The following is a 13311-nucleotide window of genomic DNA, read 5'->3' on the forward strand; positions in this document are numbered from 1 at the left end:
GACTCGGCCGCGCCATTGAGGCGTTGTTTTCTGGTTATCCTGCTAGCGCTCTCACCGCACTTACGCCTTAGGTCGTAGATACGGAGGTATCAGGGCCGGGTGGCGTAAAGCGCGTGGTGGGTGAGGATGAACAAGGTGCCGCCGTCCTCGCCGCCGAACAGGATCTGCAAGGGGCGTTCGGGCACGTCGATGCGGCCCTGTTCGGAGCCGTCCGGGCCGTAGACGAAGACCTGTCCGTTGGCGACGTAGACACGCCCCTTGCGGTCGACCGCGACGCTCTCTCCGCCCCGGTTCACGAACGCCTTGGGGTCGGTCAGTGTACCCTTGGTGCCGATCAGTGCGCTGTAGGTGACGTTCTCCGAACCGTTGGTCACGAAGACGCGATCGCCCGGTTTTCCGCCGATCAGGCCGTTCGCGTTGAGGCTGTCGGACCAGCGCCAGCCGACGTGGTCGGTCGGCCCCTGCTGCCAGGTGCGGAACGCGGGGAGGGCAAGGCTGCCGTCGGGCGAGACGTACTCGCGCTCCTTCGGCGTGCCGACGTCGCGCGCAAACATCTGGGAAAGCGTGGTAAATTCATAGGTCTTGGGGTCGATCTGGTCGCGGAACTCGCCGTTGTTCCACCAGTTCACCGGCAGCAGGGTGCGCGCCTTGGAGCCGGGACGCACGGGCGTCGGCGCGATCACGGTCAGCTGGTCCTGCGGCCCGTCCGGATCGATGGAGTAGACCCCGCCCTTGGCCCCCAGCGAGGACTGGACGAGCAGGTGCCCCGAGCCGTCTATGGCCAGATTCGCCGGATCAAGTGCATGATCCCGAACGATTTCAAGCCCCTTGGCGGCACTCCACCGATGGATCCGCTGGAACCGCCGGTCGATGAAATAGAGCTGCCCCTTCGCATCCACCGCTGCCCCGGAAATCGACCAGAATCCGTCCGCCAGCTTGTCGATCGCCGGACCGGCAGGCGGGGGTGGAGGGTTGGAGCCCCCGCCCGCCGGTCCGACATCCAGACGCGCGAATTCCCGTTCCCGCACGAGGAGCCCGCGCGAGACGTCCTCTATCGCGTTGTCGAACGGATACTTGCTCGCGCGCAGGAATGTGCCGCAGCCTTCATCGTCGCAGCTCGCGTAGCCGCTCTCGCCGTTGACGTGGACGTTGCGGAAGCGAATATCGCCTGAATTGAACAGCTTGGCCGCCGTCTTCGCGGGGTGGTAGCTGCGCGTCACGCGGTAGGCGTGGTAGTTCGCGAAGAGCAGGTTGCGCGAATTGCGGATCTCCAGCGAGACCGCATCCGGCCCGTCGCCGACCTCCTGCTCGGTCTGCGGGGCCAGGAATTCCCAGTTCTCCACGTTGTCGAGCACGATCTCGTTGCGGGCATGGTGCTCCACCGACATCTCGTAGACATGGCCGGGGGTCCTGGTGTCGGTGACGACGAAGCCCGCCTGCGCGAAGGTGTTGGGGCTCCACACGTCCGCGAAGGTGCCGCCGCCGCCGTCCGTCACCCAGATGCTGGGATATTGCGCGTCCCAGCGCCCGTCCGCCACCGGATCGCCGCTGCGCGCGGTCAGCGCGCCGAGCGGCTTGCCGTCCGCCGTCGGCGTGCCGCCGCCGCCCATGATCTTGACGTCCTCGACCAGGCTGTTCTCGCCCGAGCGCCACAGGAGGGCGGAAGCACGCGGGTTCACGCGCCCGGTGAACAGGCCGAGGCCCGAGAGGATGTTGTCGCCCCCGCGTGGGCTCTCGATGATCGGCACGACCGGGCCGAGGCCCGCATGGCCCGGATTTCCGTCGTTGATGGAGAACTGCGTGATCGCCGGATGCAGCCCGATCAGCACGGAATCCGGGCGCAGTTTCAGCCGGTCGGTGACGCGGTAGAAGCCCACCGGGAAGTAGAGCACGCGGTTCGCGTCGATGGCCTTCTGGATCGCGGCGGTATCGTCCGCCTTGCCGTCCCCCGCGATGCCGAGCGTGCGGGCGTTGACCCACTCCGCCATCGGCGGCAGGTCGCGGATCGCGGGTGTACGCGGCGCGGGCAGGGCGCCCAGCGCCTCGATCTCGGCCTGCGTCGCATAGTCGCCGGACTGGCCGAGGCTCGGCACGGCGAGGCCATAGGAGAAGGCCGATACCTTGTAGGCCGAGCCCTTGCCCGCGACGGTCTTCCCACTGTCCCTGAAGCGCGCGAACACTGGCGTTTTGGCAGCAAGCGCGTTCTCGAAACCGATCTGGGTGAAGACGTTCTTCTCGTTCGAGATGACGACTGCCGCGCGGCTGACGTTCTCGAACCGCACGTCCTTGCCCCACAGGGAATCGCCGTAGCCGCGATCCACCTCGATCCCCACCGGCGTGTCGCGGATGGCGACGTTGACCATGGTGAGGCCGACCTCATGCTCGCGGATGGCGGCGTCGCGCTGGCCCTCGAAGCTGGAATCGAGCAGCGTGAATTGCCATGCGGGGGACGTCTTCTCGGTGACGATACCGTAGCGGCCGCCGTGGAAATGCACGTTCTCGATGACGTTCCCGGCCTGATAGACCCCCGCGAAGCCGGAACCGAGGCGCATGTCCATGTGGCTGAGGAAGGCATGCTGAGCGAGCCGGAAGCGCACGCCCGCAGCCGCGGGATTGCCCGCGCCGATCTCGATGTCGACGTTGCTCATTGCCGAGTAGAACGTGCTTGAATTGGCATCGCGCACCACCTTGTCGCGCGGGACAACCGTGGGGACGGGCACGGGAACCTTGCCCACCGCATACTGGTCGTCCCCGGCGAAGACGATCATCGTCGAGACGCCCTTCTGGAACCCCGGCGTGCGCGCGCCGAGCAGGATCGTCGGGCGCGTCTGGCCGACGCCGTAGACGCGCACGCCTGCCGGGACGATCAGGCTGCGGGTGATGCGATAGGTGCCCGATGGCAGGAAGACGATGCCGTGGCCGGTGCGGTCGCGCGCCTTGTCGAGCGCCTGCTGGATCGCGTCGGTATCGTCGGCCTTGCCGTCGCCACCGGCGCGCACGGTCACGGCGGTCGGCTCCTCGGGAGCGACGGGGAACACGGAAACGCCTGCCGCGAGCGCGGGGCCTGCGTGCGCAAGCGCGGTTCCGGCCAACATGATAGCCATCGCGCCACTGCGTCCGATCATATCGCTTCCCCTGTCCCGGTTCTTGAGTCCGACTGCGCCTTTGCGGCGCCTGCAATTCGGTAGAGCGGCCCATCCGTCACCGCACTTGCGACAAAGGTCGTAGTTCCCAAGCCTTTGGGCGTGCCCCTATAGGCAGGCCATCCTGCTGCCATGGCTCACGAAGGACGCCGTCTTGCCTGCCACGCCCGGTCATGTTCCCGCCTCTCCCTGCGCCATCGTCGTGATGGGCGTGAGCGGTTGCGGGAAATCGACACTCGGGGCGCTGCTGGCCGATGCACTGGACGGGCCGTTCCTCGAAGGCGACAGCTTCCATTCGGCCGACGCGGTCGCGAAGATGCGCGGCGGACAGGCCCTGACGGACGAGGATCGCTGGCCCTGGCTGGACCGGCTCGGCGTGGCGGCGGTGGAGGGGCTGCGCGAACATGGCGTCGTCGTCGTTGCCTGCTCGGCGCTGCGCCTCGCCTACCGGGACCGGCTGCGCGAGGCCATCGATGCGCCGGTGCGCTTCGTGTTCCTTGCGCAAACGCGCGAGCGCCTGCTGGCGCGGCTCGGCGATCGTTCGGGGCACTACATGCCCGCAAGCCTGCTCGACAGCCAGCTCGCCACGCTGGAGCCGCCCGAGCAGGAAATGGCGACGATGACGCTCGCCGTCGAGGCGCCGCCCGAGGTGTTGCGCGATACCGTGCTCGACTGGCTGCGGAGCGCCTGAGCCCTAGGGCATCAGGCGGCGGCGACCTTCCCACAAATGCCAGCGCATCGCCAGCGCCGCGCCGTCGGGATCCTGCGCGCGAATGGCGCCGACGATCACCTCATGCTCGTGCAGCATGGTCGCGATGACCTCCGGCGGGCGCGAGCGGGAGATATCGACGCCTGCGCGCATGATCTTCTCGACGTCCGCCCAGAGCGCGTCGAAGGCGATCAGGAACGCGGGATTGCCGGTCGCCGCGGCGATGCGACGGTGCAGTTCCATGTCCTCGGCATGGGCGGGGGCGTTGGACAGCAGGGCCTGCCGCAGCAGGTCCATGCCCTCCTCCACATGCGCCATCTCCTGCCCGGTGCGGCGCGTAGCGGCCAGTCGCGCCGCCTCGGCCTCCAGCACGAAGCGGACTTCGTAGCTCCCGAGCGTCGAAGGCAGTTCGGCGGCGGGAACGAAGGCGGCGAGGCGCTCCGACGGGCGGCTCTTGACGAAGGAGCCGGCGCCGCGCCGTGCCTCGGTGATGCCGTCAGAGGCGAGCCGCACCAGCGCCTCGCGCACGATGGCGCGCGATACCCCGAAGATCTCGGCCAGCCGCGACTCCGAAGGAAGCCGCGCGCCGACCTCAAGATCGCGCGAGTTGATGATCTCGACGATGCCCGCGTAGGCGTGGTCGGAAAGCCGCTCGTGGTTCACCGGGGCTCCTTTCTGCCTGCAAGCGTCATGGTTTTCCCCTTTGTTAGAAGATGCTGCTCGCGGCAAGCACCAGCAGCAGCCCGACCACCGCGACGACCGTCTCCATGATCGACCAGGTGCGGAACGTCCCCGGCATATCCGTGCCGAGGTAGCTTTTCACCAGCCAGAAGCCCGGATCGTTGACGTGCGAGAAGAACAGCGATCCCGCGCCGATGGCGAGCACCATCCACTCTGGCTCGACGCCCGATGTCGCGACGAGGCCCTGCATGACACCCGCCGTGGTAATCGTCGCCACGGTGGCGGAGCCCGTTGCCAGGCGGATGCAGACAGATACGCCCCAGGCGAGCAGCAGCGGCGAGATCGCGCCGTCGCCCGCAAGGCGCACCAGCAGGTCCGACAGGCCCGCCGTCACCAGCACCTGCTTGAGCGCGCCGCCCGCGCCGATGGCAAGCAGGATGCCGCCAGCAGGCGCCATGGCCTCGGTCCAGATCGCGCCCTGGATCGTGCGGTCGCCCAGCCGGTGCCCGAACAGCAGCGGCAGCGCGACGAGGTTGGCGATGAGCAGCGCGACCACCGGATCGCTCACCCAGCCCAGCCACGCCATCGAAGCGGCGAGGGCAGGCGGCATCAGCGCCACGGCCTGCCCCGCCGCGATCAGCACCACCGGCAGCAGCACGGCGGTCAGCGCACGGCCTACCGGCGGCGCGGCCACGTCCACCGTCATCGGAGCGAGCGGCGGCGGGCTCAACGTGACCCCGCGCGCGGTGAAGCGGGCGAGCACCGGTCCGGCGATGATCGCGGTCGGAATGCCGACGATGAGGCCGTAGAGCAGCGTCAGGCCAAGGTTCGCGCCCAATGCGTCCACGGCAAGAAGCGGGCCGGGGTGTGGCGGCACCAGCGCATGGACCACCGAAAGTCCGGCCAGCGCTGGCAGCATAAGTCTCAGCTTCGCGGCGTCGTCGTTCTGCCCGCTCGGCAATGCTGCGGCTGCGGAAGCGACGATCGGCAGCAGCAGCACCAGCCCCGTTTCGAAGAACAGCGGCAGGCCGATCAGCAACGCGGTGAACAGGCTCGCCCACGGTGCGCCGCGAACGCCAGACACGCGCAATGCTGCACGCGCGAGACCGCCCGCACCGTCCGACAGCTGCAGCATGGCGCCAAGCCCGAGGCCGAGCGCGACGACGAGGCCGGTTCCGCCGAGGATCGTTCCCGCACCCTTCTCGACCGCTTCCGCCGTCTTCTCCAGCGGGATCCCGGCGAGCAGGCCGACAGTGAACGCGCCGCACAGCAGGCCGATGAACGGATGCAGCCGTCCGCGCACGATCAGCAGGATCGAAAGCGCGATACCGGTGATGGCGGAAAGGACGAGCCGGTAGTCTTCCGGCGTCATGAACGCGCAGTCCCGGCCACGATATGCTGCACGCGGCGGCGGCCTTCGGGCAACCGCACAAGACGTAATGACGATGTCATCCGTTCCCTCTCCCTTGTCGACGATTCGCGCTGCCGTTGAAGCGCGTTCGCCTGAAACCTGTTGGACAGGTTATAGCTCGAATTAGGCGATGTACTAGAGAATTTCGAAGTATCGGCGATTTTTCGCTTGAACCTGTCAGACTGATTCCCTTATCATCGCCTTCAATGAAATCCGGCAACGGCGGTCGGGATTCCGGCTGCCACCATCAAACTGGGTCATGTCGAGGGAGAGTGAGATGCACCTTGTTGCGGATCCTTGTGTCGTTCCCACCGCTCCGGGCGAACCGGATGCTCCCCATCTCACGCCCACGCAGCTCAAGGTGCTGCGCTGCGTCCATTCGGGCCTGCTGAACAAGCAGATCGCCTACGAACTCGGCATGGCCGAGGCGACGGTGAAGGTCCACATGACCGCCCTGATGCGCAAGCTGAACGTGCGCAACCGGACCCAGGCGGCGATCGCCGCAGGCCGTCTCGAAGGCGCGGCCGCGTTCTGAGCAACGCTTGGCCGAAGTGCCGGTGCGAATTGGGGAGAGGGTGATGTCGGCAGGTTCTCGGCGCGATGTTCTGGGCGGTCTCGGCGCGGGCCTCGTGCTTGCGGGAATGGGTGCGGGCCGGGCGATCGGCGCGCCGCGCAAGATCGGCTACGCGGTGGTCGGCCTCGGCTACTATGCGACCCGGCAGATCATGCCCAACTTCGCAGGGTGTGAGCATTCGAGCCTCGTCGCGCTGGTCAGCGGCACGCCTGCCAAGCTGGATCAGTACGGCGCCGAATACGGCATCCCGAAGACGCACCGCTACAGCTACGCGGACTTCGACCGCATCCGCGACAATCCGGATATCGACGCGGTCTACATCGTGCTGCCCAACAGCCTCCATGCCGAGTACACGGTGCGCGCCGCGCAGGCGGGCAAGCATGTCATGTGCGAAAAGCCGATGGCGACCTCGGTGGCCGAGTGCGAGACGATGATCGCCGCCTGCCGCAAGGCCGGGAAGAAGCTGATGATCGGCTACCGCTCGCGCTTCGAGCCTTACAATCGCCTTGCGATAGAACTCGCGCGCGGCGGCCATGTCGGCCCGACGAGGCTCATCACGGCGGAGCACGGTTTTCCGATCCAGCCCGGCCAGTGGCGTCTCGACAAGCCGCTGTCCGGTGGCGGCTCGATGATGGACATCGGCATCTACAGCCTGAACGCCGCGCGCTACCTCACCGGGGAAGAGCCCGTCGAAGTCAGCGCGATCGAGTCCACCGACCGCTCCGATCCGCGCTTTCGCACCGTGGAGGACCGCATCACGTTCGCGCTGCGCTTTCCTTCGGGGATCGAGGCGAACTGCATCTCCAGCTACAGTTCCGCGCACAACGGCTATCGCGTCATCGGCACCGAGGGGTGGATCGGCATGGAGCCCGCGACGCCCTATACCGGCCAGACCATGATGATCCGCAAGGGCAACAAGACCGAACCGCGCGTCCTGCCTGCCCCGGCGAAGAACCAGTTCGCGGGGCAGCTGGACCATCTCGCAGAGTGCGTCCTGAACGGCACGACGCCCATCGTCGCCGGGGAGGAGGGCCTTGCCGACTTGCGCGTGATCGAGGCGATCTACCGCTCCGCCGCCGAGCGCCGCCATGTGAGTCTGCGCGCATGATCGACCGCCGTGCGCTGCTGGCGGGCCTGGCCGCGGTGCCGATGCTCGGTGCCGCCCGTGCGCTCGCGGCGGAGAAGGAAGCCGCATTCGAAGGCGTGCGCCGCCTCGATCCCGAACTCGACCGTATCGTCTCCGTCGATGCGCGCGTGGACGTGCTCGGGCGGGGCTATCGCTGGGCGGAAGGGCCGGTCTGGCTGCCTTCCGAAGACTGCCTGCTCTTTGGCGATCCGGGCAACAACATCATCCATCGCTGGCGCGAGGGGCAGGGGATCTCGACCTTCCTCTCGCCTTCCGGCCATCCGCTGCCGGTGCCGCCGAGCATCAGTGAGCCGGGGCTGAATGGCATCGCGCTCGACGGCAAGGGCGGGCTGGTCGGTGCCAACAGCGGCTCACGCTCGATCGACTGCATCGACCTCGCGACGATGCAGCGCACCACGCTGGTGGACAGGTTCGAGGGCAAGCGCTTCAACAGCCCGAACGACCTGTGCATCGCTTCGTCGGGTGCGATCTACTTCACCGATCCGACTTACGGCCTTGCCGGTGGGGACGATTCCCCGCTGCGCGAACTGGCGTGGTGCGGGCTCTATCGGCTGTCGCCCGACGGCAAGGTGGCGTTGTTCGACCGCACCCACCGCAGGCCGAACGGCGTCGCGCTGTCGCCGGACGAAAAGACGCTCTACCTCGCGCTTTCGGACGAGAAGGAGCCCGAAGTGCTGGCCTACGCGCTCGATGCCAAGGGCATGCCCACGGGCCAGCGCCGTTTCCGTGACATGCGTCCGCAATACGATGCCGGGCTGCCCGGCCTGCCGGATGGCATCAAAGTCAGCCCAAGAGGCGACGTCTTCGCCACCGGGCCGGGCGGCGTCCATGTCTGTTCCGCGGACGGGCGACTGCTGGGGATCATCGGTACCGGAAAGCCGGTTGCGAACTGTGCTCTGGGATCGAAAGGGCGGCTGTTCATGACCTCGTTCGATCGTCTGGCAGTGGTTACTCTCAAGCAGACCTGACGCCTCGTGGCGAATCGGTGTCGGAGTGTTTCCGAGTCGCCAGGCTCCCCGCCCGGCGCGGTGGGTTTGCGCTAACCTTGCAGGCCATTTTTCCACCCTCGAAGTGTTGCTGAAAGGCATCTGTTCGGCAGGAGAATGGTCGCGAGGATCTCGCGCCATTCACCCGGCATTGTCCGTTGGGAGCGTTACCGGATGGATCGCAGTCTTGACCTGAATGTAGATGCTAAAGGTCGGAAATACGTAGGTGCAAGCGCTGGCAAGATGATCGTCAAATCACCGTTAAACATCGCCATTTTTCGCGCGTTTTTGCGCATCTGAAAATTAGTTTCACAAGAGAAATGATGCCTCGACGCACATTTCCCTACGGTTGATCCGATTTATGGTATCGCTCTCATAAATCGTTTGACCGAGACATTGGCGAGGCCTAATCGCCTAGTCCGACAAATAGTCGCGATAGCGACAAAGTCGATCGGTGGGGAGGATGGAACGTGATGCCTCTCTGCATTGGAGTCAGGAGGGGAATCATGCGTAAATCCAAGTTCCACACCCGTGCGAGCGCCATCTGCCTGGCGATGCTGTCGGTGGCCGCAACGCCGCAGGCCTATGCGCAGTCTGCCGACGACACCGCATCGGTGAGCGGCGATGAAGCCGAGGCGATCGTCGTGACCGGCCGCCGCGCGGCTCTCGAGTCCGCCGAGAACCGCAAGAAGAACGCGATCTCGATCGTGGACTCCGTCGTGGCCGATGACGCGGGCAAATTGCCTGACAATTCAATCACCGAAGTCCTGCAGCGCGTTCCCGGCGTGACCATCGTCCGCTTCGCCGCGATCAACGATCCGGACCACTATTCGGTCGAAGGCTCGGGCATCCAGATCCGCGGCCTGTCCGGCGTCGCCTCGCGCCTCAACGGCCGCGAAATCTTCAGCGCAAATGCCGGTCGTTCGCTCCTCTGGGGCGACGTGACGCCCGAACTCATGCAGGCCGTCGACGTCTACAAGTCCTCGTCCGCCGACCAGATCGAAGGCGGCACCGGCGGCTCGGTCGACCTGCGCACCAAGCTGCCGTTCGACTTCAGCGAAGGCCTGCACTTCGCAGGCAGCGGCGACCTCAGCTTCGGCGACCTTGCGCTCAAGACCGACTACTCGATCTCCGGCCTCGTCGCAGGCAAGTGGAATACCGGCATCGGCGACATCGGCTTCGTGCTCGACGGCGCGTTCAGCCAGTTAACCTCGACCTCGCAGTTCGTGCGCATGGAGCCGATGTTCCGCACGCGCATCTCGGGCGACGACTACTTCATCCCCGGCGGCTACGCCTATGGACAGGAAGACTTCCGCCGCAAGCGTGACGGCCTCTACGCCGCCGTGCAGTGGGCGCCCAGCAACGACCTGACGTTCACCGGCGTGTTCTTCCAGTCGCGCTACCGCAGCCGCTCGGACGAGTTCGGCTCGTTCGTGACCTCGCAGGGACTGGCGGTCGATCCGAGCCAGAGCACCTTCGACGACTTCGGCGGCCTGATCTCGTCGCCTGCCGTGTTCCAGCGCGACAGCGCGACCTTCCTGCCCAGCGACGCGCCGATCACCACCGGCGGCACTACCGGCGCCTGGCAGAACCGCACCAAGACGCAGGACATCTCGGGCTCGGTCAAGTGGAACCCGGGCGGCGGCCCGCTCACCGTCGATGCGGCGTACCAGCACATCACGTCGACTTCGAAGCAGCACCGCATGAACCTGTTCCGCACGGTCGATTTCCCGACCAGCTACGGGCTCGATCTCAGTGGCAAGCTGCCCTCGATCACTGTCGCCGACTCCTTCGTGCCGAACCTGCTCGATCCGGCGAACTATGCCTGGCAGGCGGCGATGCCGCATGACGAGGACAACCGCGGCAAGCTGGACTCCGCCTCGCTCGACCTGACTTACGCGATCGGCGAAGGCTTCCTGAAGTCGGTAAAGGTGGGCGGCCGCTGGGCCGAGCGCACCGAGCGCGACTTCAACAACGGCTACGCATGGGCTCCGCTGGGCGTGGTCTGGAACGGCTTCCCGGTCATTCCGTTCTCGCAGAGCCGTCCAGGCGATTACCCGCTCTACACCTTCAAAAACTTCTTCCACGGCGGCATCGACCTGCCCGCCAGCCAGTACTTCCCCTCGACCGACTTCGCGCACAACGTCGGCGTGGACGAGATCCACGACATCTACGGCGGCGAGGCCGGACGTCCCGAAGGCTTCGTGCTGCCCAACGACCGGACCGACTACAGCACCAAGACGCTGGCCGGTTACGCGATGCTCAACTTCGGCAGCGAGTGGGGTGAATCCTCGCTCACCGGCAACGTCGGCGCGCGCGTGGTCAACGTGAAGAACGCCAGCTCCGGCTACTTCCAGCAGAACACGGCAAGCTTCGTGCGTAACGGTGTGATCTATACCCTCAGCGACGCAGCGCAGGTGCGCGGCGGCGGTGCGGAGTTCACCCGCGTGCTGCCTGCCGTCAACGTGACCTATTCGCCGACCGATCCCGTCAAGATCCGCGCGGCCTACAACATCACGATGGACAACCAGTCGTTCAACGCCCTGCGCGCTTCCGGCAGCCTGAGCGCGCAGACGACCGGCAACGGCACCCCGCCGCAGTTCGCCAACTACACCACGACTACCGGCGACCCGACGCTCAAGCCGACGATGTCGAACAACTTCGACCTCTCGGTGGAATGGTATCCGAGCCCGGGCACCAGCCTCCATGCGGCGGCATTCTACAAGCGCATCACCGACTCCGTCGTCTACGGTTCGACCCAGCGCGCGGTGACGGTGACGTTCGCCGACGGCACCACCGAGCAGGCGATGGCGACCACCAACGACGCCCGCACGGCGGACAAGGCGGCGACGGTGAAGGGCTTCGAGCTGGGCGGTCGCCTGTTCCTCGACCAGCTTCCGGGCTGGCTCTCGGGCATCGGTCTGGAGGCGAACTACACGTTCCTCGACAGCAAGAACCCGGGCGACCTGTACTACGACATCGACGGCGTGGCACATAACGACGTGCCGCTTCAGGGCCTGTCGAAGCACAACGTCAACGTGGCGTTCCTCTACGAGCACAATCCGTTCTCGCTGCGGGTCGCCTACAGCTGGCGTTCGAAGTACCTCCAGTCGACCAACGCCAACGGTACGAACCAGAGCTACAACTTCTTCACCGCACCGGGCGTCAGCAGCAATATCGCCACCAATCTGCCCGTCTACGGTGACGACTACGGCACGCTCGATGCAGGCGTGACGCTGCGCGTGAATGACAACCTCTCGGTGCAGCTGCAGGGCACCAACCTGCTCAACGCCACCCAGAAGACGCTCATGGGCGGCTATCCGGGCGAGCTCTACGGCCGCAGCTGGTTCCAGAGCGACCGTCGCTACCGCATGGGCATGAACATCACTTTCTGATCTCCCAACGGGAGGCGGGTCCGGTTCGGACCCGCCTCTTGCCGATACGAAAGGGCCGCCGTCGCGGGATGCGACGGCGGCCCTTTCTGTCTGCGGGGGCGTTCCGGCTCAGGCGGTATGGATGCCGTTGCGCCGTCCATAGGCGTAGAACAGGTCCGGCCAGGCATGGGCGGGAACGTCGGCCGGCAAGCGCGCGCCGAAGCCGTGGCCGCCCTTGTCGAAGCCGTGGAACTCGGCGGGCCGGTTCTTCGCGAGCATCGCGCCGTACATCGCCACGCTGTTGGCGATGGGGACGAGGCCGTCGTCGCTCGCCGCCGCGAGGAAGACCGGCGGGGTGCCTTCGGTCACGCGGTTCTCGACCGAGGCGGCCTTGCGCTCCGCCGCGCCCGAGTTCGGGCCGAGCAGCGCATCGCGCGATCCGGCGTGGACGAAGGGCTGCGCCAGCGTCACCACCGGATAGATCATGCCGACGAGGTCGGGCCGCGCCGAGAGCCGGTCGGCTGCGTCCACCGGGGCATAGACGCTCTCGTCGAAGCGCGTGGCGATGCTGCCCGCAAGGTGTCCGCCTGCGGAGAAGCCGAGCACGGCAAGGCGCGCCGGGTCGATGCCGAACTCTGTCGCGCGCGAGCGCACGAGGCGCACGGCGCGCTGGACGTCCTGCAAGGGCACGGTCGCGCGGTTCTTCCAGCCTTCGCCGGGCAGGCGGTAGTAGAGGATGAAGCAGGTGACGCCGCGCTCGGTCAGCCAGCGGGCCTGCTCCTCGCCCTCGTTGTCGATGGAGAGGAAGCCGTAGCCGCCGCCGGGCAGGAGGATGACCGCCGATCCGTCCTGATAGGCGGGGCGGCGCACTTCGACGGTCGGGAGCGCGATGCCGGTCAGCCAGCGGTCGTCGAAGGCGGGATCGGTCGAACGCTGCTGAAAGGCGCGGGCCGGAGCGGTGGCAGGCGCGGTGACAGGCGCACCGGGCGCCTCGCCCGGCCACAGCGGGATAGAGGGGCCGGAAAAGGCGATGGCGCGCGGCCCGGCGCCGGCCTTCGAACTCATCGCAGCGGCCGAGAGCCCCGCCACCGCAAGGTCGCCCAGCAGCGCGCGCCGGGACGTGGTCGTATCGTTCATCAAGCTGTCCTCTCCAGGGTATCGGCGCAGGTTAGCGGGTGTTCGATGATTGCGCTATCGCAGCGGTGCCAGGCGAGAAAAGATTTATCGGATATTTTTGCGTTTCAGGCATTCCCCTTGGGCATTGGTAGCGATATCGTCGTGCCGAT

At 66.6% G+C, this 13311-nt stretch carries 10 protein-coding genes; 6 read left to right on the forward strand and 4 right to left on the reverse strand.

All coding sequences use genetic code 11. The features are described from left to right. Positions 1-89: 89 nt before the first annotated feature. A complete protein-coding gene (locus tag LO787_RS17830; RefSeq protein ID WP_232492331.1) occupies positions 90-3125 on the reverse strand; it encodes a glycosyl hydrolase family 28-related protein in 3036 nt (1011 codons plus the stop codon). Positions 3126-3297: 172 nt separating this feature from the next. Here LO787_RS17830 and LO787_RS17835 point away from each other — a divergent pair, with 172 nt between their 5' ends. Beyond that, complete coding sequence (locus tag LO787_RS17835) at positions 3298-3834, forward strand: gluconokinase (RefSeq protein WP_420847761.1); 537 nt, start codon at positions 3298-3300, stop codon at positions 3832-3834. A 3-nt stretch (positions 3835-3837) separates the two neighbouring features. Here the strand turns inward: LO787_RS17835 and LO787_RS17840 are convergent, their stop codons facing one another. Together LO787_RS17840 and LO787_RS17845 are read right to left on the reverse strand one after the other, a co-directional pair. Further along, positions 3838-4515, reverse strand: coding sequence for a FadR/GntR family transcriptional regulator (locus LO787_RS17840; protein WP_232492332.1), 678 nt, complete (start codon positions 4513-4515; stop codon positions 3838-3840). 43 nt (positions 4516-4558) lie between these two features. Then, a complete protein-coding gene (locus LO787_RS17845) occupies positions 4559-5905 on the reverse strand; it encodes a GntP family permease (RefSeq protein ID WP_232492333.1) in 1347 nt (448 codons plus the stop codon). Positions 5906-6221: 316 nt separating this feature from the next. On the opposite strand from LO787_RS17845, the gene LO787_RS17850 reads away from it, so the two are divergent. From LO787_RS17850 to LO787_RS17865, 5 genes are all read left to right on the forward strand, one after another. Further along, complete coding sequence (locus LO787_RS17850; RefSeq protein ID WP_232492334.1) at positions 6222-6479, forward strand: helix-turn-helix domain-containing protein; 258 nt, start codon at positions 6222-6224, stop codon at positions 6477-6479. A 43-nt stretch (positions 6480-6522) separates the two neighbouring features. Continuing rightward, on the forward strand, positions 6523-7626 hold the full coding sequence (locus tag LO787_RS17855) for a Gfo/Idh/MocA family protein (RefSeq protein ID WP_232492335.1): 1104 nt from the start codon (positions 6523-6525) through the stop codon (positions 7624-7626). Beyond that, complete coding sequence (locus tag LO787_RS17860; protein ID WP_232492336.1) at positions 7623-8633, forward strand: SMP-30/gluconolactonase/LRE family protein; 1011 nt, start codon at positions 7623-7625, stop codon at positions 8631-8633. The genes LO787_RS17855 and LO787_RS17860 overlap by 4 nt, the downstream gene beginning before the upstream one ends. 192 nt (positions 8634-8825) lie before the next feature. Beyond that, positions 8826-8951, forward strand: a complete 126-nt coding sequence (locus LO787_RS26120) for a hypothetical protein (RefSeq protein WP_255700808.1) — start codon at positions 8826-8828, stop codon at positions 8949-8951. A gap of 206 nt (positions 8952-9157) precedes the next feature. Continuing rightward, positions 9158-12046: a TonB-dependent receptor gene (locus LO787_RS17865; RefSeq protein ID WP_232492337.1), complete on the forward strand. Its 2889-nt coding sequence runs from the start codon at positions 9158-9160 to the stop codon at positions 12044-12046. 108 nt (positions 12047-12154) lie between these two features. Here LO787_RS17865 and LO787_RS17870 read toward each other — a convergent pair whose 3' ends face one another. Continuing rightward, a complete protein-coding gene (locus tag LO787_RS17870) occupies positions 12155-13162 on the reverse strand; it encodes an alpha/beta hydrolase (RefSeq protein WP_232492338.1) in 1008 nt (335 codons plus the stop codon). Between the last annotated feature and the right edge of the window lie 149 nt (positions 13163-13311).

Source organism: Novosphingobium kaempferiae (genome assembly GCF_021227995.1).
Classification (GTDB): domain Bacteria; phylum Pseudomonadota; class Alphaproteobacteria; order Sphingomonadales; family Sphingomonadaceae; genus Novosphingobium; species Novosphingobium kaempferiae.